Here is a 26,681-nt window from a genome sequence, read left to right as displayed (position 1 = left end):
TTCAGAATTAAAACTGAAGCTTTTTTTTTTGCTTTATTTTATCAATTCGTTCACTTTATCGTAAACCAGATAAGACTCCCAACCTCGGTACAACAAGTAGTCTATTAATTTCTTTTTTTTCTTCAATTTATTAGACTCAAGTATCATATCTGCTTTTTTTTCGGCTAAATCATTGAAAACACCGATGTACTCATCCTCATCTATTTCCCTGAGTGCGAGATTTATATTAATTTTGGAGATATCCTTTCTCTTGAGTTCTTGAGTTAACCGAAAGCGTCCCCATTTTTTAATGTTGAACTTTCCTCGAACAAAGATTTTGGCAAAACGTTCCTCATTAAGATAGTTGTGCTCCAAAAGATGAACTACTATAATATCTGTTGCTTCAGGTATCATATTTAAATCTCTTAATTTTTGCCTAACTTCTTTATGACAGCGCTCTTGGTAAGCACAGTAATGTTCTAGCTTTTTTTTAGCTTCATCTACTGTGAAGGATTTAAGTTTTTGGTGCATGCATCAAAAATACGCTATTAATATATAAACATAAGTTCCCTCTATTATGAAAAAATTTACAATTCTTTTAATTATATTATTTGTTTTTAGTTTTGGTTATAGCCAAACAACTATTTATAGTGAAGATTTTACTGGGCAACTTGGAAAAGGAGCCTCATACAATACAACAACAGGAGTAACAGAAACTGATCTTTCCGGAGTAAATTGGACTATAGATGTTAGCGCTACCAGTTTTGTACAAGTAAGTGATTGGTTTCGAGTACTAGGAGGAAATCGCTACCTTGAAGCAAGAGACGTAGATGGTACTGCTATCTGGTACTCTCCATTAATTAATATAAGCGCTTTTTCAAATATCCAATTTTCATTTGATGCTACAGAAAGCTCACCAACAACTAATAATCTTGAGCCTACAGATACCTTTAGGACTGAGTTTAGAATAGATGGTGGAGCATGGACGCAAGCAGGAAGTAATGGTTTTATCCAAGATGACTATGTTGCTACTGTAGTATCGCATAATGCATTATTAAACGGGAATACTATAGAACTTAGAATGCTTTTTACAAATAATGATCAGCAAGAACGTATGCGTATAGACAATATCTTAGTAGAAGGTATTACTCCTACAACACCAACAATTACAATTAATCCGGGTACAAATACTATTCCCACATTAAGTAATATTGAAAATAATGTGCCATTAATTTCTGAAACTTTTACAGTACAAGGTTCTGCATTAACAAATGATATTGCTATTGCCGTAACACCTCTATCAAATTTTGTTATTGCTACAGCTATAAATGGGCCATACACAAATACTATTACGTTACCACAAGTTGCCGGAACAATAAACACTACTACAATATACACACAGCTAGCCTTTGGTCTACCAGTAAACACCTACAATGAAAGCATAAGTATTAGTAGCACAGGAGCAACAACCGAAATGGTTACCGCATCAGGGACAATAGTTCCTCATTCACCTGCTTTAAGTTGTAACGAGCTATTAATTTCGGAATATCATGAAGCTGATTCAGGTACTCCTAACGAACAATATATAGAACTTTACAACCCAACAAATACTGCTATAACCTTATCAAATTATCAAATTGCTCGATTTAGAAATGGTAGAGTTAACTTTCGACCAGACATAAGAACAATACCGGCTGGACAAGGTACAATAGCACCATATTCCACTTTTTTAATAGCTAGAAATAATTCTACATTATGTAATAATGGTATGGCAGATTATTGCAATGGAAGTAATGTTATGAATTTTGATGGAAACGACGTTATTGCACTCCAAAACTCTAATGGCGTAAACATAGATGTAATTGGCGTATTAGGAGTTAATAACCAATTTGGTGAAAATGTTAATTTAGTAAGGAATTCGAATATTCAAGTAGCTGAGGTTACATACAATGCTGTAGATTGGTCTTCAACTCCATCAAACAATACATCTATGTTAGGTTGGCACATTAACGATTGTCAATGTCCATCGACTACAACATGGGAAACTACAGGATGGGATAACGGTATCCCTAATGCATCTACTGCAGCAATAATTAATGCGCCATATACTACCTCTAGCACAACCAATATTACAGCTTGTTCATTAACAGTTAATAACGGAATATTTTTAACAGTTACAGACTTTACATTCTTAGATATAGAAAATAATATTATTGTTCTTGGTAACGGAAATATTAATGTTCAAAAAAATGGTTCAGTAGTACAAAATAATCCAAATGCAAGCTCTATAATTACAGATCCCTTAAATGGAATTATTAACGTAACCAAAGAAACAGCGTTTATAAAGGCTTGGTATGAATATACCTATTGGAGTTCTCCTGTTGTTGGAGAAACAATTGGAAACACTTTTTCTGGAACCAATTTAGATCGTCGTTTTACTTTTAATGGAGGTGACTTTGCCGATGAATATGCTGAGGACATGAATGATAATAACGGAACTGTTTTAGGGCAAGACGACGTGGATGATAATGGAAATGCTTGGCAACTAGCTAATAGCGCCCAAGTAATGCAACCAGGAGTTGGATATGCTTGCACGCTTTCTCCTGCATCTTTTAATGCTGCAAACAGTTTACCTGGAGGCCCATTTCTAAATGGTATAAAAATTAGTCATATTTTTAACGGTCCTTTTAACAGCGGTACAATAAACACTCCAATTGAAAGAAATAATACAACAATGGCAGATAATAATTGGAATTTTATTGGCAACCCATACCCATCTGCTATATCAATAGATAATTTCTTTACATTAAATGCTTACAGCTTATCAAATACTGCGGGAACTATTGATGGTGCAATTTATCTATGGTCGCAAGACACTGCTCCTTCCGCTACTACTAATGGAAATTCAGCACTTAATTTTGACACATCAGATTATGCTATAGTAAATATAACAGGTGCTACGGGTGCTCTAGAAGTTGAGGGAGGAGACACAGTAATACCCTCAAGATTTATTCCTTCGGGACAAGGTTTTTTTGTTAATTACAATAACTCAGGAGCCTCAATCAATACTACCGCAGGAGTTTCTAATGGTGAAGTGATTTTTGATAATTCAATGCGTGTAACTGGAAATAATGATCAGTTCTTCAGAAACAATCAACCTATTCAAGATAACAAAATTTGGTTAGAATTAACTAGCGATAATGGTGTTTATGGACAAATTTTAGTAGGTTATGTACCAAACGCAACAGATGATGATGATGATATGTCGTATGATGCTGTAAAAAATAAATCAACAGGTTATGCTTCTTTTTTATATTCAACTATTCCGGGAAGTGATAAGAAATTTGGTATTCAAGGAAAAGCAATCTCTAGCTTAGATTTAAATGAAGAGATACCGCTAGGCCTTTATACTACTATTACAGAACCTACGCTTTATAAAATCTCTGTATTACAATTTGAAGGTGATTTTTTCGCAAACAATACAGTATACCTAGAAGATGCTTTAATGAATACGATTCATGATCTAACAAATAGTGATTACACTTTTACTTCTGCGGTTGGAGAGTTTAATGATCGTTTTAAGATTGTTTTTAATACCAATACACTTTCTACCGAAAATTTCGAATCAAATTCACAAAACCTTTCTATTGTCGAACTTCAAAATAATGATGTAAAATTCTCTATCGCATCAAAAGACTTAACTATTAAAAGAGTTAAAATACTAGATGTTTTAGGTCGCGAGATTTATTATTTCCGTGGAAGCGAAAAAACAGAGACTTATAATCTTTCTAACTTAAGTAGTTCAATATATATTGCTAAAATAGAATTATCTAATGGTAGTATAATTACCAAAAAGGCAATTAAGAAATAATCTTAAATAAAATACAGCGCAAAGAGCTCCTTAATAGGAGCTTTTTTTTATAGACTATATTTTAAAGCAACTATTAAATTTCTACCTGCAGCCGAGATTCCAGAAGAATACGTTCTATAACGTTGGTCCGTAATATTCTCAAGACTTGCAGTAATACTTGTGGCTTTATTAAGCTGATACTGCGTTCTAAAATTTAAAGTGTACCAAGATGGCGAATATGGGTTTCCATCGCTATCTGAAGCATACAAATAAGCTTTACCTTGCTCTGAAGGTGCTAATTGATTAAACGATAATGCATTATTATAGTTAATAAACGCATCTGCTTTTAAAGTTTTGTTTTGCCAAACAAAATGTGTGTTTCCAAAATTTGGAGAAACATGTCTTACAGGTACTTCTACACCATCTGTCTCCTCCGTACCTCCAACAACATTATATTGGGAAGTTAATTTAAGTGTTTCGCTAAAATTAATTTTTGCTCCAACCTCAAAACCATAAATCCAAGATTTTGATGCATTTTGAATAGACTGCACATTACTTAATTCTCCATCGTAAAATAACTCACTTTCTCCGTTTAAATCTCCATCTCTACGAACTAAAGCATTATCTAAATAGGTATAATAAGTTGCTGTATCAAAAATTAAAACATCATTAAAATTAATAGCTAATCCTAATTCACCACCATAAGCGTATTCTGGATCTAAATTGCTATTTGGTACAACAACAGAACCAGGTTCGGAATCGAAGACTTTACCAATATCATCAATATTTGGAGCTCTAAATGCAGAAGAAAAATTAAGCTTCCATTGTAGCGTTTCGTTTGGAGCCCAACTTACTCCGGCCGTACCTGTTAATGCACTAGAATTATTATTTGCTTCTGTAAATGGCAAATTAAGAAAAACGTTATTGCTTGTAAAATCTGCTTTTGAAACTACATTATTATAACGCAAACCTGTTTGAAATACAACATTAGTATTTGGTTTGTATTTTAAACTTGTGTAAATAGCAGCAGATTGCCATGTAGAACCATCTGGATAGCGAGTAACAGTTGGAGCGCTGGTATTTGTTAAAATATTCTCTTCGAAACCAACAGAACTAATGGTATTGTGAACGTACTCTACTCCATAGAAAAGCTCTGTGTTTTTAGTTAATCGTTTTTCTAAATCTAAATTAAATGAAAAAGCATCGACTCCTTCTTCTCTTACGTTTCTGTTCTCTGACTGGTAATTACGATCGATTCTACTCTCGTGAAAATTTTGATAGGCAACTGTTCCTTTAATTTTATCATAAAGATTAGAATTACTGCTTAATTTGGTTACATTTAAATTCGTCATAAACCATTTTTGTGGTCCATAATACCATTCTGCAGAACGTAAATTACCACCCTTGTAACGTATTAATCTATCGTATCTTGGTGTGTTTGAGGTTTCTGTATAAAAGACACCTAAATCGAAACTTAAATTCTCTTGAGCCTCATATCTCGCCTTTTGCATGATATTAAATTGGCTATATCCAGAGAATTTTTGAATGTTAGGATTACTATTTTCTACTATAACATCCTCACTATTATTTGTAACCACAAATTCTGGTCTTAAATAATCTTCAGGCCCTTGACTTCCCATCCTTAAATCACCAAAATCTGTATAGCTGGCATTGGTAATAAATGCCCATTTTTTAAAACCATAATTAACATCTAAATGCGCCGTTTTTTCCTGACTAGCAGACGCATAACGTAGTACAGCATTGGTCTTAACATATGTAGAATCTGTAAAAGATACTTTTGGTGTTTTGGTATAAAAACTCATAACACCTCCAATCGCATCGCTGCCATAGATTACGTTTCCCGCACCTAAAGAGACTTCTGTAGATTGGATAGAAAACGGATCGATAGATATTACATTTTGTATGTTTCCTCCTCTAAAAATAGCATTATTCATTCTAACACCGTCTACAGTAATAAGTAATCTATTGGTAGAAAAACCTCTTATTATTGGGCTTCCTCCTCCCAATTGACTTTTTTGAATATAAACTTGACCCGTAGATTCTAAAAGATCTGCACTTGTTTGAGGGTTAGCAAAAGCAATCTCTGCTGCACTTACACTAGAAATTTTCTTGGGAATATCCCTTTTATTTTCTTTGAACTTAGATCCAGATATTACAATCTCGTCCAATCCTTGAGCTATGGGATTAAGCGCTACTTTTCTATTAGATATCATTATTTTTCTAACTGAAAATATTTTAAAAGACAAGTGCTTAAAGTATACAACTTCGGATGATTTGAAACCATTTAAATTAGCTTTCCCATCAAAATCGGTAACAACACTTTTAGATTTAGTTTTGTTATAAATTGCAACTCCTATAATTGGTTCTTGTGTTTCTGTATTTACAACAGTAATTTCCTGAGCTTTAGCATAAAAACTAAAGCAAAAAACAATAAAGAAAGCGAGTAAATATTTTTTGTTTTTAACTAAATACTTCATTAAATATCTGTAGTGATTTTGGTTTTTTAAAACTCCCCAAATGTAATTCAAAATATACTAAAATGAGATTTAAAAAAGATTGTCTTTGTTTGGCGTTAATTTTAACATTTTCTAAAGCATCAAATGTTGTGCCTAACAACTCTTTTAGAAGTGTTAAATTTTCATTAGAGATAGAGTATTTACTTTCTTTTTCATCTTGAAATTTCCCTGCTTCTAAATTAAAATATGCCTTATCAACTTTTGAAACATCCGGATAAAACCCTAAATGTTTTGTTAGATTTAAAAGAAATAGCAAATGAAAATTAGCAAAATTATCATGTACATCTAACCATTGTAAAGTTGCTTCTAGATAGTTATACAAAGTATCGTTCTGTTCTTCTTCTTGAAGTGAGCTAGAAAGCACTTCTGCCAAAAACATAACAATAGCACTTTTTAATACATTGGTATGCAAGCTAGAATAAAGATGATTAATTTTTACTTCTTTAATATATTGAAGTGACCGTGATGGTTTAAAATCTGTTTCTAACTGAAGCTGAGTAAGTAATTGATAATATGCGACTTTCGAACCTTTTTTAGACTTTAAAACACCTCTTAATAGATAACTTACTACACCTTCTTTTTGGGTGTAGCATTTAATTATCAAATCGTTATCTCGATACTTAAGTTTGGATAAAACTATTGCATTTGTAGTTAGCAACATTATCTCACAACCATTAGTTTAAGCACCTTTGTTTCGAAGGAATCTAAATCTGCGAGCATAACCAAATAAACACCGGTTGCAACTGTTTGTCCAGACATGTTTTTACCATTCCAAAGTGCGGTTCCTCCATCTATTTCAAGATTATAACCACTAAATTTTGTATTTGTTCTTGATTCGGCTTCTGTAACAAGGTTACCTTCGATATCTGTTATTTTTATATTCACATTTCCAGTAATACCTTTAATTTTAATTTTTTTATCGTTAATATTAAAGTTTGGTCTTACAGGATTTGGATACACATAAGCCTCTTGGAGGTCACTATCCGGAATAGACGTCTCACTATTAAAAGAAACAAGCCCTTTATCTGTGGCTATGTACACAATACCATTTGTTTCATCTAAAGCAACATCTACAACGTTATTAGACGGTAATGGAGAATTATCTGTTGTGAAATGATAAATAGTTTCTTGTCCATCTGAAGACAAATAATACACTCCAGTATCTAATGTTGATATCCATTTATTATTTGCTCCATCGATCTCTATATCTGTAATATATTGTTGAAACAATAATTCGCTAGCCGCTCCATCATCAAGTACAATTATTTCTGAAAGCTCATAAGAAGGGTCATTAAAAAAAGCTTCAGTATTATATATTATACGCAATCCTTTTACTGTACCAAGCCATACTTGATTTTGTTTATCAACCTTAACAGATTCAACAGAAGGAGATGGAAGATTTTTTTCAACAGATTCAATATTGTATATTTCTCCTGTTTCTGGCTTATAGCCCATTATGCCTTTTCTATGGCCTCCAATCCAAATGACTCCATTTTGGTCGAAATCAATGGATGTGTATCCAACCTCTGTATTATTATTTATAATTATCTCACTAAAATCATACGTTTTCCACTCTCCCGTTTCAATATTATATGATTTAAGAGGATCTAATCGCTTAGCATTTGTACACCATAATATTCCGTTTTTATCAATTTTAGACCCTTTATTTCTCAAATCAGAAACATTTGGATTACTCGATGAAGACTCAAAAGTACTATTACTAGCGTTAAAAATATTTGTTGATACATCATCTTTAACCTCTAAGAGCCCATCATAAAAAGAGGATATAAAAATCTGTGAAGGATTAAAGGGATTGACATTTATTTCATTTAAATTCCTTGCTCCTAACAAGCTGTCGTATGGGGTATTTAACCACTCTTCGCCTTTTAAATGACTATACCCTCTACTTCTTAAAGGAAATGCATTGTAAGACACCGTATAACCTCCATAAGTCACCCATGCATTATTGTCTGAGGCCTGAATTTTAAATGCATTATTTGAAAGCGGACAAGTAGGGTGAATTACTTCGAAGTTTGAAATATCTGAAAGATTTGCTTTGAGCAATCCAAATCCAGATTTTCCCGTAACGAAAACACCTCTAGTTCCAAAAAAAACATCGCCATTTCCATTAAAAGTAAAGGCTGAAATGATAGTTTCGACATCATTAGTTACAGGCACATTTAATATTTCATTCAAGTCCTCGTCATAAACTAGTCCATTATTGTTAGTTCCTACTAATAAATTTTCATTAACTCTTCTAAAGTCAACAACAACGTTAGGATAGAAAGATTGTTTAAAAACTATCGAAGTATTAATTACTTCATATATCCAACTATTACTCCTCATAGCATAAATTTTCTCTCCAACAAACTCAATTCCAATCCAATTTATTCCAGAAATAGTTTGCCATTGTTGATAATCAATTAAATTAGGATTATAAACCTCTGCTTTTTTTATTCCATTAATTGTTGCTGCATAAATATGATCTTGAAATACAGTTGTATGATTAACTTTTAACTGAGAGCCATTTGGTCCAAAAAAATAAGTATCTCCAAATTCTAAAGAATCGATGTTATAAATGGATATTCCATAATCAGTAGAAATGTAAGCTAGACCATCATAAACATTAAAATGATTAATCCTCTTATCTGTTGGAGGAATTGTTGGTTTATTTAAAATATCGACTACAGTTTTTATCTCTTGACTAGATTCTAAGTAAACTTGCATTAATCCATTTTCAAAACCTATTAAAAGCAATCCATTTTCTTCGACATAATGTATACTAGAAATAGCCTCTCCAGACAAACCATTAATTGTTGTTAGTTCTTCTATTTCATTAGTTTGAGTATCATAGATAAAAATTGCATTTTCAGCTGCTCCAAAAACCTTAGAAGACCCTTGAGCTATATCACTTATATCTAAATAAGAAAAATAACCTTTCCAATCTCTTGAGTACTCTTGAGAGAAAAGTGAAATTGGAAAAAATAATATTAATATGAGGTGTTTTATTTTCATAATTTATAATTACGCTTAATATAACGTAGAATATTGCAAAAATATATACAAAAACAAAAAAAGCCTCCTAAAAGGAAGCTTTTTTTAATGTAATAAATTATTGTTATACAACTCCTTGAGCTAACATAGCATCTGCAACTTTAACAAAACCAGCGACATTCGCTCCTTTTACGTAATCTATGCTACCGTCTTTTTGGGTTCCATATTTTACACAAGATTCATGAATATCGTTCATAATCTGATAAAGTTTAGCATCTACCTCTTCTCTTGTCCAATTATATCTTAAAGAATTTTGACTCATTTCTAAACCAGAAGTTGCAACACCTCCTGCATTAGATGCTTTTCCAGGTGAAAATAACACTTTTGCTTTTTGTAAAACTTCAATAGCTTCAGGTGTTGTTGGCATGTTTGCTCCTTCAGCAACAACAATAACATTGTTTTTTACTAAAGCTTCAGCCTCTTCTTTGTTTAATTCGTTTTGTGTTGCACATGGCATAGCCACATCGCAATCAATACTCCAAGGTCTTTCTCCTTCGTGGAATGTTGCCGAAGAATATTTAGCTACATATTCACTAATTCTTCCTCTATTTATATTTTTAATTTCCATAATAAAGGCTAATTTCTCAGCATCTATTCCATTTTCATCATAAATATATCCAGAAGAATCAGACATTGTAACTACTTTTCCACCTAATTCAGTAGCTTTCTCACAGGCATACTGTGCAACATTTCCTGATCCAGAAATAACAACCGTTTTACCTTCAAAAGAATCGTTTTTAGTCGCTAGCATATTTTTTGCAAAATATACAGTACCATATCCTGTTGCCTCTGGTCTAATTAAAGAACCACCATAGCTTATTCCCTTTCCTGTTAATATTCCTGTAAATTCGTTTGCTAATCGCTTATATTGACCAAACATGTAACCAATTTCACGGCCACCAACACCAATATCTCCAGCAGGAACATCTGTATTTGCTCCAATATGTCTAAACAATTCTGACATAAAAGATTGACAGAAACGCATTACTTCGTTATCACTTTTTCCTTTAGGATTAAAATCACTTCCTCCTTTTCCTCCACCCATAGGTAAAGTTGTAAGAGAATTTTTAAATACTTGTTCAAAACCTAAAAACTTAAGAATACTTAAATTTACAGATGGATGAAAACGTAAGCCACCTTTATATGGTCCTATAGCAGAATTAAATTCTACTCTAAAAGCTCTATTTACTTGAGTATTACCTTTATCATCTATCCAAGGCACTCTAAAAATTATTGTGCGTTCTGGTTCTACCATACGCTCTAATAACATTTTCCCTTGATACTTAGGATTTTCTTCAATAAATGGGATTACAGTCTCTGCAACCTCATGAACAGCTTGTAAAAATTCTGGTTCGTGACCATTTTTTTCTTTTACTAAATCTAAAAATGCTTGAATTTTATTTTCCATTTAACCTTTTAATTATATTTTTAACACTAGAGTTCCCTCTTTTGTACAACAAAGATACATTATCTATAAAAAACATATCTCTTTTTTTTAATTTCACAATCAATATTTTTTATTTCAGTATTGCTAAAATAATATTACACTGCATTTTATCTATAATATTTGTTTGTTCATCGTGTTTTTATATATTTGTTCACTTAATGCTTTTAATCACTTGACATAACTATGCTTAATCCAAAACATATAACGAAGCTAATTATAATTCTTCTTACTGCTCAAGTTTCTTTTGCACAATTAGGACTTTCTCATGAAATAGGCATTATTACTGGTCCCGTAGCCTTTAAATCTGATTATGGATTAAGGAGCGAGTTCGAAACAAATGCTGGAAACACCGGTTTTGGTATTGGTATAGTTCACTATCTAAATTTCGCTTATCAAGCAAGCTGTAACTGCTACACTACTGATAATTATTTTAACGACCACTTTAAATTAAGAACCGAATTATCTTATAATAAAACAAAACTCGAACATTTTGGAGAATTTGTAGATCCGGAAAGAACAAGTGAAAATTCTAAACAACTAAGAGGACATAAAGGTGAAGCTAATAATTTTGATATTGGAATGCAAATTGAATACTTCCCACTAAGCATTCGTTCTTTTCAAGCTTTCTCTTACAAATTAGCTCCTTTTATAAGTTTTGGTGCGCACTACGTATCCTTCAACCCTAAAGTGAGTACTACTTATGGCGATGGTAATAGCGAGAATACTCTTAATTATTATCAACCATGGTATACGCAAGTTCCAGACCCTATAAATACTAAACCTGTAGATGTAAGTGGCGGTAGCACATGGTCTGTAGTATCAAGTATAGGAGCTCGTTATAAATTAAACACCTCTTCAGATTTAATGATAGATCTTAGAGGTCAATATTATTTTAATGATTTAATAGATGGTTTAGACCATGATTTAGAGTTCAATAAATATAATGATTGGCTAGTATGGCTTAACTTTGGGTATATTTATTATCTAGATTAAGCTCAAATAAATGATAATAAAAAAAAGCTCAAGTTTAACACTTGAGCTTTTTTTTGTTTCTACAATATGCCGTTCTACCCTAAGGCCTGTTTTAAATCGTTTATTAAGTCTTCTTCATCTTCGATACCAACACTTAGCCTAATTAAAGAATCTACAACACCTATTTTCTCACGTTCTGCTTTTGGTATACTCGCATGTGTCATGCTTGCAGGATGTCCCACCAAAGATTCTACGCCACCAAGAGATTCTGCTAATGTAAATATTTTTAAATTTTCGACCACTTTTATAGCCTCTTCATAATTATTTCCTTTTGTATTAAAAGAAAGCATGCCACCAAAATCTTTCATTTGAGTTTTTGCTATATTATGGTTTAGATGATTTTTAAAACCTGGCCAATATACACTTTCAACTTTTGGATGTGATGCTAAATATTCGGCTACAGCTTTTCCATTTTCACAATGACGTTGCATTCTAACGTGTAGTGTTTTAATTCCGCGTAGCGCTAAAAAAGAATCTTGTGGACCACATATTGCACCACTAGCATTCTGTATAAAATACAACTTATCTGCCAAATCTTTATCCTTTACAATTAAAGCTCCCATTACTAAATCGCTATGTCCACCAATGTATTTTGTTGCAGAATGCATAACAATATCTGCACCCAAATCTAATGGTTGTTGCAAATAAGGCGTAGCAAAAGTATTATCGACAGAAAGTAAAACACCATGCTTTTTTGCAATTAGAGCAACCGCTTTAATATCAATAATATTTAACATTGGGTTTGTAGGTGTTTCTACCCAAATTAATTTTGTTTTTTCGTTTATATAGTTTTCAATATTTGCTGCATTTTCCATGCCTACAAAATGAAATTTAATACCAAATCCTTCAAAAATTGAAGTAAATAAACGGTACGTGCCACCATAGAGATCGTTAGTAGAAATAACCTCATCTCCAGGTTTTAATAGTTTCATAACAGCATCAATAGCCGCTAAACCAGAACCAAAAGCCAATCCAAATTCACCATTCTCTATACTTGCAAAAGCGTTTTCTAATGCGTGACGTGTAGGATTATGAGATCTTGAATACGCAAAACCTTTATGTCCTCCAGGTGTTGTTTGCGCATAAGTCGAGGTTTGGTATATTGGTGGCATTACTGCTCCATAAGCTTTGTCTGGATGCTGTTTACCATGTATGGTTTTTGTGTTAAATTTCATGTGTTCTTCTTTCAATTAAAAAATAACTTTCAGTTTTTTTGATTAGAACAAAAATAGCCTTTAATTCGTTGTATATAAATTGCATTAAAACCTTTAGTCAATGTTTAACAGTTCATCTTTTAGATTAATAAAAATTTTTAGCCTCATTATCCTTTCAAGCATTTGTTTTTCTTGTAAAGATGAAGTTACCCTTAATTTTATAGAAACGTCTATTATAGATGAAGGAGAAACTACTATAGAAATAAACATTCCTAAAGCCGAAGGTAAAACTGAAGCTGCAAAACAAATTAACAAAACACTTGCTCAATTTGTAAACACAGCACTAAACATTGAAGCTGTTTCTGAAACAAAGCCAAGTACAGAGGAAAGTATTGAAGACTTTAAAAAAGCTTATAAAGACTTTAAAATACAAATAGGAAAAACACTGTACACCAATTTACCACCTTGGGAAGTTTTAATAGATGGTGAAATAGTTTACGAAAGTGAAACTTTAGCTTCTATAGCCATGAATTCTAGCATAAATACCGGAGGAGCGCATAGCAACTTAGTCTTTAGGTTCTATAATTTTGATGTTAAAACAGGTCAAGAACTAAACACTAAAGACTTATTAAATGATGTGCCTGCTTTTACAACATTAGCCAAAAAGTATTACGACAAAGAATTACTTTCGGCAAACAACGACCGTATAGAGGCCTTTGATGCCGATACTTTTACACTACCAGAAAACCTAGGTTTTAGCGAAGATGGTGTAATTGTCTTCTACGACACCTTTAATTCTTCTTCTAATAATATAATAGAATTTACAATCCCATATACTGTTGCAAATAACTATTTAAACTTTTAAAGCACGCAACATCGCTAAAATATAACCAGCATGCATCCCTTCGTGAATAAGTGCAAATTGTATGGCTTGATTTACGTTTGTTAATGTATTACCTGTAGTAGATAAAGTATATTCGTTAAACGTACTAAATACTTTAGAACCAAAATCTGCTTTGGTATGCTCAATTGTAGAAAAAGACAAGGCTTTTAGTTCGTTAACGTCTTCTTGCGTTGCATTACCATCTGGAATAGTTCCTTTTTTATATTTCTCGATAAGCGCTTCACTTACATTAGGTTTTAAACCCGAAAGTTTATAAACTAATATTTGCTCTGTCACAATACTGTGTCCAATATTCCAGATAATATTATTATTAAATCCGTTTGGTATAGCATTAAGTTGTGCTAATGACAATTCTTCTAAATACGCTTTAAAAAAGCCTCTTGTTTTCGCAAATACATCGAAAGTAAAATCCATAATTCAAATTTTTTATAAATATAGTAGAATCTGTTTTAAATAAATTTAATTTGCAGTGTAAAACTATTGTAATGACTAATAAAGTATATTATTTAAAATCGTGTAGCACCTGTATTCGTATTTTAAAAGAGCTTGATCTACCAGATAACGTAGTACTTCAAAATATAAAAACTGAAGCGATTACAGAAGCTCAAATAGAAGAGATGAAAAACCTCGCAGGAAGCTACGAAGCTTTTTTTAGCAAAAGAGCAACACTTTACAAACAACGCGATTTAAAAAATCAGAATTTAACTGAAACAGATTACAAAAATCTAATTTTAGAACATTATACTTTTTTAAGCCGACCTGTTTTTATTTTAAACGATAAAATCTACATAGGAAATTCTAAACAAAATGTTGAGGCTGTAAAAAATGCTTTAAATGAAAACTAGATATTGGGCTTTAATTGCGGCGCTTGTCGTTCAGTTACTTTATGGTTTAACTTTTACTTTTGCTAAAGATGCTATGGCAGGAGGCTATATAAAACCTTTTGGTTTTATATTAATACGTGTTGCAGGTGCAACAGCTTTGTTTTGGACCTTTAGTTTTTTAGGACCTAAAGAAAAAATAGACACCAAAGATTACTTAACCTTCTTCTATGCTGCTATTTTTGGCGTTGTACTAAATATGCTTTGCTTTTTTAAAGGTCTGGAATTTACAACACCTATCCATGCTTCGGTAATTATGATAATAGTACCAATAATTGTATTGGTTTTGTCATCCTTCTACTTAAAGGAACGCGTTACAATATTAAAAATTTTTGGTGTTATTCTAGGCTTTTCAGGTGCTTTGGTATTAAGCATTTATGGCAAATCTAACTTAGAAGGAGATAATGTTTTATTAGGTAATCTACTCGTTTTTATTAACGCAGTTTCCTACAGTATCTATATTATCATTATTAAAAAACTAACCAACAAATACCATCCATTTACGTTTATACGTTGGTTGTTTTTATTCGGATTAATTATGGTAATTCCTTTTGGATATAATGATGTTGTTACTGCTCAATTTTCAACGTTTACGCCATACATTTTATTTTCAGTACTATTTGTTGTTATTGGTGCAACATTTGGAACATATCTATTAAACCCTTTAGCACTTAGACATTTAAAAGCTTCTACGGTAACCACATTTATTTACATACAACCAGTTATTGCTGGTGTTTTTGCAATTATTATGGGAAGTGATACTGTTACTCCTGTAAAACTAATAGCCTCTGCATTAATATTTTCAGGCGTGTATTTAGTAACTAAAAAGCCAAAAGAAATATTAGAGGCTTAAATTTTTTGGTACGCGACCGTTTGCTCGCGTGTCTTCTTTTGTTAGAATTTTATAGTCTTCAGATTTTGGAAACTTATCTGCTAAATCTGAAAGTACTTTTGGCAAATTAGTCATCTTTCTAGCTTTTAAATCTATCCAAGCGCCAAGCATTTCGCAAAATGCAATGTTTTCTCCTTTATGATTATAAAAATTATGATCGAACTTAAAAAACATTCCATCTTCGCTCAATCCTGAAACCTCTAAAGACACAGTAATAGGTTGTCCCATAAAAGCTTCTTTAAAATAGTGCATGTGCTCGTAAAAAACTACTGGTCCAATATTATTAAGGGCCAATTCTTTCATAGTAAAACCATGTTCTATTAAAAAAGCCATCCTTGTATGACTCATAAAATTAGTATAAGCAGAATTGGCTAAATGCCTATTAGCATCTACATCACTCCAACGAATTTCGAACTCTTTTTTGTACATTTTTACAGATTTTGAAATACAAAGCTATATTATTTTCTCTTAATAGCTATAGCATTAAGTAAAAACAATATGGAGTTTTCTAAGGATTCTGTTTTACTTATCTTTGTGCAACTTTTATAAAAAGCATATGATACATTCAATGACAGGTTATGGTAAATCTGTTTTACAATTACCAACAAAAAAAATTACAATTGAGCTAAAATCGCTTAATAGCAAAAACCTAGATTTGAATGCTAGAATGCCTTCTATTTACAGAGAAAAGGAACTTTACTTGCGTAAGTTAATGGCAAAAGAGTTAGATCGTGGAAAAATAGATTTCTCTATTTATGTTGAAGCTATTGCTGAAGACACCTCTACTAAAATTAATACTCCTGTTGTAAAACAATACATGCAGCAACTTAAAAACGTTGTTGACGGTAACGAAATCGAGCTTTTAAAAATGGCGGTACGTTTTCCAGATGCTTTAAACACGGAGCGTGAGGAAATAGACAATACCGAATGGGCACAAATTGAAGCTGAAATAAAAGTTGCTATTACTGCTATTAAAGGTTATCGCTTAGATGAAGGAAAGGTTCTTGAAACCGATTTTAAAAATCGTGTTGCAACTATAGAAAACTTATTAGAACAAGTACTTACTATGGATCCAGAACGTGTTGAAGGTGTACGCGAACGATTAAAGAAAGGTGTTGAAGACCTTAGAGAAAAATACGATGAAAACCGTTTTGAACAAGAATTGGTTTACTACATAGAGAAGTTTGATATTACAGAAGAAAAAGTGCGTTTAAAAAACCATTTAGAGTATTTTATTGAAACATTAAACTCTAAAGATTCTAATGGAAAAAAGCTAGCTTTTATTGGCCAAGAAATGGGAAGAGAGATTAACACCATTGGCTCTAAAAGTAACTACGCTCCAATGCAACAGTTAGTTGTACAAATGAAGGATGAGTTAGAGAAAATTAAAGAACAGTTACTAAACGTTCTATAGCATAATAAAGAGCTTACAAAAAAAAGAACAAAGACGAGTAAAATATCTAAACGAGTACCAAAGAGTACATTAAAAGCATAAATTTTGAGTAACAAAGTTCTAAAAAAACAAGGTAAACTAATTGTATTCTCTGCTCCATCTGGCTCTGGAAAAACAACTATTGTTAGACACTTACTAAAACAAGACACATTAAATCTAGCGTTTTCTATTTCTGCTACTTCTCGCGAGAAAAGAGGTACAGAAGTTCATGCAGAAGACTATTACTTTTTATCTGCTAACGATTTTAAGCAGCATATAAAAGACGACGATTTTTTAGAGTGGGAAGAAGTTTATAGAGATAATTTCTATGGCACCTTAAAAACGGAAGTCGAAAGACTTTGGGCTTTAGGCAAAAACGTTATTTTCGATATTGATGTTTCTGGTGGTTTACGTATAAAACGAAAATTCCCTGAGCAAACGATAGCCATTTTTGTAAAGCCGCCTAGTATAGACGAACTAAAGATTAGGCTTAAGAAAAGAAAAACAGAAAGCGACGATAAAATTAACATGCGCGTAGCAAAAGCAAGTGCAGAGTTAGCTACCGCTCCTCTTTTTGATGTTATTATTGAAAACGATAATTTAGAAAAAGCCTTACAAGAAGCAGAAAATATAGTTGGCCATTTTTTGATAACAGAAACTGAAAAATAACATCATACTAGCATGAAAATAGGTCTCTACTTCGGTTCTTTTAACCCAATCCATATTGGACACTTAATTATTGCCAATCAATTAGTAGAGAATAGCGATTTAGACCAAATTTGGTTTGTAGTGACGCCACACAATCCTTTTAAAAAGAAAAGCACGCTATTAGATAATTTTCAGCGTTTGGAAATGGTATATCTTGCGACTAAAGACTACGATAAGTTAAAGGAAAGTAATATTGAATTTAATTTACCACAACCAAACTATACCATAAATACACTTACATATTTACAAGAAAAACATCCAGACTACCAGTTTTCTTTAATTATGGGAGAAGATAATTTAAAGAGCTTCCATAAATGGAAAAACTACGAAATTATCTTAGAGAATCATAACATCTATGTTTATCCTAGAATTTCTGAAGGCACAACGGACACTCAATTTAGTGAACATAAAAAAATCCATAAGGTAGATGCTCCAATCATGGAAATTTCTTCAACCATGATTAGAAAAGCAATTAAAGAGGGTAAAAACATTAAACCTTTATTACCAATAAACGTTTGGGAGTATTTAGATGAGATGAATTTTTACAAATAGCCCGAAATTCAGCTTTAAAATTATGCCTGATTTTATCTTTTTAAAGATAAACTACTACAAAACCTGAAACCAATTCCTACAAACGAAAATAATTACGGTTTTTACCGTAACGCAAATTGAACAAAATCGCTCTTTTTCGATGAAATGCACAAAATCATGGAAAATAATTTTGTGAGCACTCTTACTTTATTCTAATTTTGAAATAGAATTAGTTACAACATCTCTTTTTTAGATGTTTTATAAAAGCAAAACAACATACTTTAATAATTAGTAATTTCTAATCTATTTAAAGTTTACTCTTAGCAAATAATTTTTAGGTATTATTTGTTATTTTTGATTAATAGCGAAAAAAAGCCAACTCTCTCGAGTTGGCTTTTTTATGTAATATATTATATGTTTCTAGTCTAAAGCAGGAATACGCAATACTTGTCCTGGATAAATTTTATCTGGATCCTCTAACATTGGTTTGTTAGCTTCAAAAATTGCAGGATACTTCATGGCGTTACCATAAAACTTCTTTGCAATCTTACCTAAAGTATCTCCGCTTACAACAGTGTGAAACTGTGCTTCTGGCTCCACGTGCTCAACAGTCATTTTATCGTCTACAGTAGCAATACCATTACTGTTCCCTACTACTAATATAGCTTTTTCACGTGTTGCTTGATTGTATGCCAATCCAGAAATAGTTGCAGCATCATCATCAATGTGTATAATTAGTCCTTCAACTTTTAAATCTAAATCTCTAATTGTTTCTTCTAATTTTCTTGCAGCAGCCTCTTCTAATTTTACCTCTGCAGCAGCAGCTTCAGCAACTTCTTCAGCATCTGTTTTTCCTATTCCAAAAACTTTAGCACCTGCATTTTTAATGAATGAAAATAATCCCATAATTTGTATTTGTTTTTATGTATTAATTGTTAAACGTACTATTGTAAAGTTGGAAAAAATCTTCATCAATTGCAACTTATCACTCTTATTATTATCATAAAAATCGGTATAAAGCAAAAAGAAACTGCTTAATGTCTATCAATTAAACAGTTTCTTAACTTTACTATTATCTTTATGCTTGTAATCGAGTATTATCCCTACTGTTTTCCTTTTTATCTTTTCGTTGCTTACGCTTCTTTTCTGCAGAGGTTTTAGACTTATTTAAAGCAGTTCCCTCTTTTAAATATTCAATATAGCCTCTACCTGTAAACTCGTATACTGTACCAGAATCTGTGTGAAGCAACTCAATTTTCTGATCATTAATAACACTTAATTTAAAAAGTTCATTATCAAAATAATCGTAATCTAAAGTTAACGTTTTTAAGTACATATTACCATTAACATCACCTACTCCATAGTTTCCTGTAAAATCCCAATATAAATTATTTGGGTTTGTTCCATATTGGTCTTGAGAACTTCTAAACGTATTATCGTTCCCTCCAGATAAAAACTGTAAGAAGTTTTCGTTATCAAATTCGTTTAACGCACCATAATCGCTAGTATATGTTTTTTCCCAAGCTTCGTATTCTTGCATAAAATATTGGATATTATCATAAAAAACATAATCATAATCAAAATTAGAGCGTTGGTATCCATTTAAAAAATAAGACGTATCGTTAAACGGATTGTATAATTCAATAGTATTATTATCTACTTGATAGACATCAAAACTATCATAACCATCTATATCATGATCGATATCTAAAATCATATCATAGGCATTATAACCTCCTATTGGTATTCCAAATCCATTCCCTTGACTACCAATACCAACTAAATTATTGTTTGCATATAGTGTTCCATTTCTAAAAGAAACCGTAAAGGCTATTTGTAAAAATGGAGACTCTCCATAACCAATTGTTTCGTTAACATCTACATACCATAATTCGTAAGCATTTAATAATTGATTTACAGATATCGCTGGTGTTGTATTATTTACGTAGTCGTCTTCTACTATAACTTCAGTATAACAAGACGTTAGCAATGTTGTCATTAAGGCAAATATCGAAAGTAATTTTAATGTCTTCATAATCGTTTCATTTTAAAGGATTGATACTAGACTAATTTCAAAAGCTGTGCCAAAAACATTAACTACATGGTTTCAAGCTTCTTATTAATAATTATTAATTCCGTAGTTTTGTTATATAATCGCATCAAGTTTATGGGTAAAGAATTAAAATATGCTGTATTTGGATCTGGTAGTTGGGCAACTGCCATAGTTAAAATGCTATGTGAGAACCAAGAAAAGGTAGGTTGGTACATGAGAAGTGTTTATACTAAAGAACACTTGCTTAAAGAACAGCACAATCCTACGTATTTAAGTTCGGTAGAATTTCACTTAGAACAACTTAAATTAAGCAACGATATTAATGAAATGGCTGAGTATGCTGATGTACTTATTTTTGTAGTACCATCTGCATTTATACATTCAGAATTAGAAAAATTAACTGTAGATATCACGAATAAAACAGTAGTCTCTGCCGTAAAAGGTATCCTTCCTGAAACAGGAAAACTATTAGGCGAACATTTTCATGATAGCTATAAAATTCCTTTTGAAAACATCGCTGTTATTGCTGGGCCTTGTCATGCAGAAGAGGTTGCTTTAGAGCGTCTCTCTTACTTAACAATATCTTGTGTAGACCAGAAAAAAGCACAAGCCATTGCCGATGCTTTATCGAGCGACTATATAAAAACAAAAACTAGCGACGATGTTATTGGTACAGAATACGCTGTTATGCTTAAAAACATATATGCTATTGCCGCAGGTATAGCACATGGTTTAGGCTATGGAGATAATTTTCAAAGTGTATTAATGAGCAATGCTATACGCGAAATGAAACGCTTTATAAAGAAAATGCACAAAATGAAACGTAACATAAACAACTCGGCTTACTTAGGCGATTTATTAGTTACAGGTTACTCTACATTCTCTAGAAACCGTATGTTTGGAAACATGATTGGCAAAGGCTACACAGTAAAATCTGCACAAATGGAAATGAGTATGGTTGCCGAAGGTTACTACGCTTCAAAAAGCGCACATTTACTTAACAAAAAAAATGTAAAAAAAACACGCTTACCAATAATTGAAGCTGTTTACGATATATTATATGAAGGTAAAGATGCAAAAAAAGTGTTTAAAAAATTAACAGATAAATTAGATTAAAATAGTCCCTTTGAAAAAAGGGATTTATTTTTTTTAGCGTTACCTAAAGGTCAGGCTTTCTACTATATCTTTTTATCGTACCTCAAAAAAGGATGCCGTTTCAATCCTTAACGCATGTATTTACTAAAGTTTTTTTTAACCACAAATTTCAAGTTTACTTACCAAGGTAATCCTTCTTTTTTAATATTTATTCTAACACTTTTAAAGGCACGGTTTGCACAACATCTACCTTTAAAATTTTAGCAAACCTATCGTTTGGGTTATCTAAAACATACCAAGTGTGCTGTGTTGTAGCTTCTAGTTTTTTTCCATCTTTAGATTGTCCTTTCCAATAGAACTCTACCTTCATTTCAAACTCATTTTCAATAATTTGTTTCACTTCAAAATGCTTAGGATAATGCTCGCTATTAGACAACTGTATTGGCGTCCCTTTTAACCATGTCTCTAATTCTTTAATAGAAGTCATTCTACTTTGCGTAGAAAAATTCAACACAAAACCATCTGCTAAAACCTCCTTAAAAGGTGAAACATCTCCATCTAGGTTTTCCATAGATGCAATCCAGTAATACATTAAAGACTTTACTCTGTTAGTTCCATAAGCATCTTCAAAGTTATCATTAGTTTCTCCTGTAGGCGTTATTTCAATAGACGAAAACTTAGGTAAATAATCCTCACCATTAATCAGTTTCGTGTTGTAATGTATCGTGTAACTTTTCTTTTCACCATCTGGTCTTATATTTTGATACCTAATATCTGCTTCTAATTTTAATCCATCTTCTATAGTTGTAACATTTACATGCTCTACATGGTGTGCATTTTGCCAACCTTTATAAGCCGTCAATCTTTCAGGATAATTCGCTTTTCCTTTCATTTCACCTGCAGCAGATTTCATATAAATAGCATCGTCTAAAATATCTAATTGATTGTTTATACGTTTCTCATTCATCTCTCTTTCATATAACTGATACCATCTGTGCAATTGTACTTTAGCTAAATGTTGTTCTCTAGTTGTTGGTGCTGCTGCTTTCATTTGTTTACTTTTATTTTGAATAAAACTGTTAATACTTGTTGCTACAACTTCTGGCACTTCTAATTGTGGCGAATGTGAAGCATTTTCTATAATTTCGATTTCAGATAATGGTATATCTCTTTTGTAACGCTCTGCTACATTAAACTTTACAACAGCATCGTGTTTCCCCCAAAGAATTAAAGTTGGCGCTTTTATTTGGTTTATGTTATTTTTTAAATCAAAATATTGACCGTTTTTTATTTGAGGAATAATATTATTGTTTAAAAAATCGCGACTCTCATTAATTTGAGAGATGTACATTTTTTTTATAGGACCAGGTAAATCTGGCACTTTATAAAATACGCGAGACAAAACAGCGTTTAAATCGGTTTCATCTTTTAAAACACTACCAAATCCAGAATACACAACATGATCATCTAACGTTAAACCTGGTGCATTTAAAAGTACTAACGCATTTACTTTTTTGGGATATGCAATAGCATAAGCAGCAGCCACATGTCCTCCCATAGAGTTTCCTGCTAGACTAAAATTTTCAACTTTTAAATTGGTTAAAAACTGATTTAAAAAATCGACTTGACCTTTAATGCTTAAATCTGAAGTGTTATCTTTTTCATTCTCTCCCGAAGCTAAAAGATCTGGAATAATTAAATAATAATCGTTAGTTAAAAATGCAGCCGATTGCACAAAGCTATTTTTATCATCACCAAGTCCATGAAGCAATACTAATGTATCTTTTGCAGTAGTATTATTGTTTGTATAATAATGAGTATTATAACCATTAACAGTTATTGTCTCAGCTGTTAATTTCGCTGCACTTGCATTTTGAGAGTAGGTGAAATCTACAATTTTTTGAGGAAAAAAGAAATAGATTATCCCTATTCCAACTATAAGAAGTACTAGAATACTGCCAATTACTTTTAATATTTTTTTCATAATAGTTTTATTAATTATTATGATACAAATATCTAAAGGATAGCAATGTTATCCGTTGCCAAATGACAACTAATACTATTTATTAGCTATTTGATTACGAATTCTACTTAACGAGAATTTTGTTATTCCTAGAAATGAAGCAATATGAGTTTGAGGTACTCTATTTATAATGGATGGATTTTGTTCTAACAAACTTAAATAAGAAGCTTTAGCATCTTGGTTTATTAGCCGGCGCTGAAAATTAGTTTTTTCCAACAACGTCTTTGAGGTGATTTTTGAAATAATACTATTCCAGTTTTCAATTTGCTCTGCAAACAACTCCCAACCTTTTCTATCTATAATTAATACAAGACAATCGGTCTCTGCGGCAATAGTTCCAGAACTAAACGTGTACTCGTTAAAGCTAGTAATATTGGTTACAAATTGGCTTTCAGACATAAAATACGATGTAATCTCGTTACCTTGACCATCGTAAAAAAAATATCGAAATACACCTTCGATAATAAAACCAACTTGATTAGCTATTTTTCCAGTATGCAAAAACACGTCTCCAGCTTTGTACGCTTTAAACTCGACATTGTCTATTAGACACAGCTTATCTTTACTTGTTAAAGCTCCAAAGGTTTCTAGATATTCTATTAACTTATTGTTGTCCATACTTTTATTAATTAGGTTTTACAATCTAATGTAAAAGTATCTAAATAATCTACTTTACCAAAACACCACGTGCTTCCATTAAAGGAAGAGCCTGTAAAGCCTGCAGATTAATCGTGTTTTTTCTAAAAGTATATGTTTTATCGAACATTTTATTATCCTGAAAAAAAGTAACCTTAAATTGATTGTTAAGCGCAAATAAGTCTTCCTGCATCAATTCTATTTTAGCGTAACTTTTTTTAGGAAGCTTGTCTAGTTTTTTTCTAAAAATAGAAGTCATTTTCTTTTCAGAATAACCACTAGTAACAATAAGCACCATTTCTAAATCAACATCTTTATCATTAATTATATAAGCGTTCCAATCTTGAGTTTTATAAATGTCGTTGTACTCGTTTACAATAGCAACGTAAACGCCTTCAACTTTTGGAATGTCAATGTCTTTTTTCATATTGCAAAAATACTAAACTATTCAAAATAAGAATTAGAATAGTTACTTGTAATTACACCTTTTAAATTATAGATCACTAAATACTTAAACAACTCTTCTTTTGGATACAATTCAAACAAATTATTCTTCTTAAATATAAGGTTATCAATCCTAAAAAAATAGACTTTGGTCATCAATTCTATATTAAGATCTTGTTTAATATCACCAGATTCTTTTGCATTTTTAAGAAGCTTGTAAACGATATCGTTTGATAATTCTTCGGTAAAATCATCTACCAAATCAGCTGCTTTTGGGTAGTACTTTTGCAATCCAAATAAAAAAGAGGGCTTAAAGTATTTTAAATACTCAAACCCTCTACGGTAAATTAATATAACACATAAAATAGGATCTTTACCATTGCTATTAACAATCCCATTTATATCGTCTCTATACTCATTTAATAAACTTTCAATACTAGATATAACTAAGTCTTCTTTGTTATTAAAAAACGTATAAATTGTTTTTTTTGATATACCAAGCGTATTTGCTATCTCGTCTAAAGTAACATGTTTGCTACCAAATTGCGTAAATTTTGAAATAGAACATTTTAATAACTCTGCTTTAGTAATCATTTTAATTTATTTTATCTCCATCCACCACCAAGTGCTTCATATAAATCTACAATAGACACTAGTTGTTGTAATTTACTATCGATTATATTAAGCTCTGCACTTAATGCGCTTTGTCTTGCTGTTAATAAGTCTAAGTAGTTAGCATAACCATTTTTAAGTAAAATATCCGAATTGCTTTCTGCTTGACGTAAAGCCTCAACTTCATTCTTTCTAAATTCGAATTTTTTAGTTTCAGATTCATAAGAAAATAAAGCATTGGACACTTCGGTTCCAGCTATTAACAATGTCTTTTTAAACTGAAGTAAAGACTGCTCTTGTTGTGCAATAGCTACTTCTTTTTGCGTTTTTAAAGCACGTTTGTTAAATAATGGCTGCGTTAAACCGCCAACTATATTTGCAAATAAAGAGTTTGCATTAAACAATTTGTCTATTTCCAAACTCTGTAAACCTCCCGAAGCAGTTAATTTTAAAGATGGATATAAGTTACTTTTAGCAACGTTAGTTAACTCAAAAGATTGAATTAAATTATACTCTGCTGCCATAACATCTGGCCTATTACTAAGCAATGTTGCCGCTACTCCAAGTTTAAGTTCCTCTTCTATTTTTTGAATATCCAAACTACTTCTTTCAAAATTTTGAGCAGATTTACCTAACAAAATACTAAGTGTATTTTCAGTTTTAAAAATAGCAGTTTCAATATCTACCTCTAATGCTTTTGCACTATTAAATTGTGCCACATTCTGATCTACAGCAACCTGTGTTACCTGACCAGCATCTTTTAAAGCCTTAATAGTTTCTACACTACTTTCTCTGGTTGCAATGGTTTGCTTAGTTATTTCTAATTGCGCATCTAAAGCCAATAAACTGTAATACGTATTAGCAATACTAGAGATTAGTTGCGTTTTTACGGCTTGATGTCCGGCTACACTTTGTAAATAAGCTGCTTGAGTTGCTCTTTTATTACTTCGAATTTTTCCCCAAATATCTGCTTCCCAAGATAGGTTTGCTGTTACATCAAACTGATCTGTAGAAGTGTCTGTTAAAAACGCTCCAAACTGCGTGTTTTTAGACAGTTCTTGGTGTGTCCAATTTGTACCAACACTTACAGATGGTAAGTAACCTGCTTTGCCTTGTTTTGCATAAGCTTCGGCAGCTACCATTTGTTGTATTGCAATACGAACATCCATGTTATTTTGCAGACCTTCCTCTATATATTGTTGAAGATATTGGTCTGAAAATAAGGTTTTCCAAGATACATCTGCAATAGATACGCTGTCTGTTGGCAGGTTATCTGTTCTGTAAAGTGCTTCAGTTTCTATATCTAATTCTGGTCTTGCATAATCTTGCGCCACAAAACAACTTTGTAACGTAAGTGCAACAACTAAAATTAGTGCTCCTTTACTAAAATTTCTATGTTTTATAATTGATTTCATCG

General features: G+C 31.8%; 24 protein-coding genes. 9 read left to right on the top strand and 15 right to left on the bottom strand.

Translation table 11 applies throughout. The features are described 5' to 3' along the window. Positions 1 to 33: 33 nt before the first annotated feature. On the bottom strand, positions 34 to 510 hold the full coding sequence (locus tag ASC44_RS09970) for a regulatory protein RecX (RefSeq protein WP_055447456.1): 477 nt from the start codon (positions 508 to 510) through the stop codon (positions 34 to 36). 46 nt (positions 511 to 556) lie between these two features. Here ASC44_RS09970 and ASC44_RS09965 point away from each other — a divergent pair, with 46 nt between their 5' ends. Then, positions 557 to 3,850 (top strand): lamin tail domain-containing protein, encoded by a 3,294-nt coding sequence (locus tag ASC44_RS09965; RefSeq protein WP_055447455.1) that lies wholly within the window; start codon positions 557 to 559, stop codon positions 3,848 to 3,850. Between the two features lie 47 nt (positions 3,851 to 3,897). Here the strand turns inward: ASC44_RS09965 and ASC44_RS09960 are convergent, their stop codons facing one another. The 4 genes from ASC44_RS09960 to gdhA form a co-directional block, all read right to left on the bottom strand. Continuing rightward, positions 3,898 to 6,327, bottom strand: coding sequence for a TonB-dependent receptor (locus tag ASC44_RS09960; protein WP_055447454.1), 2,430 nt, complete (start codon positions 6,325 to 6,327; stop codon positions 3,898 to 3,900). After that, entirely contained in the window at positions 6,311 to 7,027 is a 717-nt protein-coding gene (recO, locus tag ASC44_RS09955) for a DNA repair protein RecO (RefSeq protein WP_055447453.1), read from the bottom strand. Before recO ends, ASC44_RS09960 begins: the two co-directional genes overlap by 17 nt. Then, positions 7,027 to 9,381, bottom strand: coding sequence for a type IX secretion system anionic LPS delivery protein PorZ (gene porZ, locus ASC44_RS09950; RefSeq protein WP_055447452.1), 2,355 nt, complete (start codon positions 9,379 to 9,381; stop codon positions 7,027 to 7,029). The genes recO and porZ overlap by 1 nt, the downstream gene beginning before the upstream one ends. A 103-nt stretch (positions 9,382 to 9,484) precedes the next feature. Beyond that, positions 9,485 to 10,828 carry an NADP-specific glutamate dehydrogenase gene (gdhA, locus tag ASC44_RS09945; protein ID WP_055447451.1) on the bottom strand — a complete coding sequence of 448 codons (1,344 nt, stop codon included), beginning with the start codon at positions 10,826 to 10,828 and terminating at the stop codon, positions 9,485 to 9,487. Between the two features lie 222 nt (positions 10,829 to 11,050). Here gdhA and ASC44_RS09940 point away from each other — a divergent pair, with 222 nt between their 5' ends. Then, entirely contained in the window at positions 11,051 to 11,860 is an 810-nt protein-coding gene (locus tag ASC44_RS09940; RefSeq protein WP_055447450.1) for a THC0290_0291 family protein, read from the top strand. A gap of 74 nt (positions 11,861 to 11,934) precedes the next feature. Here ASC44_RS09940 and ASC44_RS09935 read toward each other — a convergent pair whose 3' ends face one another. Continuing rightward, positions 11,935 to 13,074 carry a cystathionine gamma-synthase gene (locus tag ASC44_RS09935; protein ID WP_055447943.1) on the bottom strand — a complete coding sequence of 380 codons (1,140 nt, stop codon included), beginning with the start codon at positions 13,072 to 13,074 and terminating at the stop codon, positions 11,935 to 11,937. Positions 13,075 to 13,174: 100 nt separating this feature from the next. Between ASC44_RS09935 and ASC44_RS09930 the strand changes: the two genes are divergently transcribed. Then, a complete protein-coding gene (locus ASC44_RS09930) occupies positions 13,175 to 13,918 on the top strand; it encodes a PdaC/SigV domain-containing protein (RefSeq protein WP_055447449.1) in 744 nt (247 codons plus the stop codon). Here the strand turns inward: ASC44_RS09930 and ASC44_RS09925 are convergent. Beyond that, a complete protein-coding gene (locus ASC44_RS09925) occupies positions 13,907 to 14,371 on the bottom strand; it encodes a DinB family protein (RefSeq protein ID WP_055447448.1) in 465 nt (154 codons plus the stop codon). The genes ASC44_RS09930 and ASC44_RS09925 overlap by 12 nt on opposite strands. A gap of 71 nt (positions 14,372 to 14,442) precedes the next feature. Between ASC44_RS09925 and ASC44_RS09920 the strand changes: the two genes are divergently transcribed. Both ASC44_RS09920 and ASC44_RS09915 read left to right on the top strand, forming a co-directional pair. After that, a complete protein-coding gene (locus ASC44_RS09920; RefSeq protein WP_055447447.1) occupies positions 14,443 to 14,802 on the top strand; it encodes an arsenate reductase family protein in 360 nt (119 codons plus the stop codon). Beyond that, complete coding sequence (locus ASC44_RS09915; RefSeq protein ID WP_055447446.1) at positions 14,792 to 15,691, top strand: DMT family transporter; 900 nt, start codon at positions 14,792 to 14,794, stop codon at positions 15,689 to 15,691. The genes ASC44_RS09920 and ASC44_RS09915 overlap by 11 nt, the downstream gene beginning before the upstream one ends. Here ASC44_RS09915 and ASC44_RS09910 read toward each other — a convergent pair. Further along, the gene (locus ASC44_RS09910) at positions 15,680 to 16,159 is read right to left on the bottom strand and encodes an acyl-CoA thioesterase (protein WP_055447445.1); all 480 of its coding nucleotides are present in this window, start codon (positions 16,157 to 16,159) and stop codon (positions 15,680 to 15,682) included. The two genes, ASC44_RS09915 and ASC44_RS09910, sit on opposite strands and share 12 nt — an antisense overlap. A gap of 127 nt (positions 16,160 to 16,286) precedes the next feature. Here ASC44_RS09910 and ASC44_RS09905 point away from each other — a divergent pair, with 127 nt between their 5' ends. The 3 genes from ASC44_RS09905 (at position 16,287) to nadD (ending at position 18,422) form a co-directional block, all read left to right on the top strand. Continuing rightward, a complete protein-coding gene (locus tag ASC44_RS09905) occupies positions 16,287 to 17,144 on the top strand; it encodes a YicC/YloC family endoribonuclease (protein WP_055447444.1) in 858 nt (285 codons plus the stop codon). An 84-nt stretch (positions 17,145 to 17,228) separates the two neighbouring features. Then, the gene (gmk, locus tag ASC44_RS09900) at positions 17,229 to 17,831 is read left to right on the top strand and encodes a guanylate kinase (RefSeq protein WP_055447443.1); all 603 of its coding nucleotides are present in this window, start codon (positions 17,229 to 17,231) and stop codon (positions 17,829 to 17,831) included. A 12-nt stretch (positions 17,832 to 17,843) separates the two neighbouring features. Further along, entirely contained in the window at positions 17,844 to 18,422 is a 579-nt protein-coding gene (nadD, locus tag ASC44_RS09895; protein ID WP_055447442.1) for a nicotinate (nicotinamide) nucleotide adenylyltransferase, read from the top strand. A 399-nt stretch (positions 18,423 to 18,821) separates the two neighbouring features. Here nadD and lysM read toward each other — a convergent pair whose 3' ends face one another. Both lysM and ASC44_RS09885 read right to left on the bottom strand, forming a co-directional pair. Then, on the bottom strand, positions 18,822 to 19,307 hold the full coding sequence (gene lysM / locus ASC44_RS09890) for a peptidoglycan-binding protein LysM (RefSeq protein WP_055447441.1): 486 nt from the start codon (positions 19,305 to 19,307) through the stop codon (positions 18,822 to 18,824). 172 nt (positions 19,308 to 19,479) lie between these two features. Further along, complete coding sequence (locus tag ASC44_RS09885) at positions 19,480 to 20,436, bottom strand: hypothetical protein (protein ID WP_055447440.1); 957 nt, start codon at positions 20,434 to 20,436, stop codon at positions 19,480 to 19,482. 132 nt (positions 20,437 to 20,568) lie between these two features. On the opposite strand from ASC44_RS09885, the gene ASC44_RS09880 reads away from it, so the two are divergent. After that, on the top strand, positions 20,569 to 21,570 hold the full coding sequence (locus ASC44_RS09880; RefSeq protein ID WP_055447439.1) for an NAD(P)H-dependent glycerol-3-phosphate dehydrogenase: 1,002 nt from the start codon (positions 20,569 to 20,571) through the stop codon (positions 21,568 to 21,570). A 187-nt stretch (positions 21,571 to 21,757) separates the two neighbouring features. Here the strand turns inward: ASC44_RS09880 and ASC44_RS09875 are convergent, their stop codons facing one another. The 5 genes from ASC44_RS09875 to ASC44_RS09855 form a co-directional block, all read right to left on the bottom strand. Continuing rightward, positions 21,758 to 23,533, bottom strand: a complete 1,776-nt coding sequence (locus ASC44_RS09875) for an alpha/beta fold hydrolase (protein WP_055447438.1) — start codon at positions 23,531 to 23,533, stop codon at positions 21,758 to 21,760. Between the two features lie 75 nt (positions 23,534 to 23,608). Next, a complete protein-coding gene (locus ASC44_RS09870; RefSeq protein ID WP_055447437.1) occupies positions 23,609 to 24,190 on the bottom strand; it encodes a Crp/Fnr family transcriptional regulator in 582 nt (193 codons plus the stop codon). A gap of 49 nt (positions 24,191 to 24,239) precedes the next feature. Then, positions 24,240 to 24,635 carry a hypothetical protein gene (locus ASC44_RS09865; RefSeq protein ID WP_055447436.1) on the bottom strand — a complete coding sequence of 132 codons (396 nt, stop codon included), beginning with the start codon at positions 24,633 to 24,635 and terminating at the stop codon, positions 24,240 to 24,242. A 17-nt stretch (positions 24,636 to 24,652) separates the two neighbouring features. Continuing rightward, a complete protein-coding gene (locus ASC44_RS09860; protein ID WP_055447435.1) occupies positions 24,653 to 25,246 on the bottom strand; it encodes a TetR/AcrR family transcriptional regulator in 594 nt (197 codons plus the stop codon). A gap of 11 nt (positions 25,247 to 25,257) precedes the next feature. Beyond that, positions 25,258 to 26,679, bottom strand: a complete 1,422-nt coding sequence (locus ASC44_RS09855; protein ID WP_055436099.1) for an efflux transporter outer membrane subunit — start codon at positions 26,677 to 26,679, stop codon at positions 25,258 to 25,260. Between the last annotated feature and the right edge of the window lie 2 nt (positions 26,680 to 26,681).

Source organism: Lacinutrix mariniflava, from assembly GCF_001418015.1.
Taxonomy (GTDB): Bacteria; Bacteroidota; Bacteroidia; order Flavobacteriales; family Flavobacteriaceae; genus Lacinutrix; species Lacinutrix mariniflava.
Note: the sequence above shows the minus strand (reverse complement) of the source record. Positions and strands in the feature narration are given on the sequence as shown.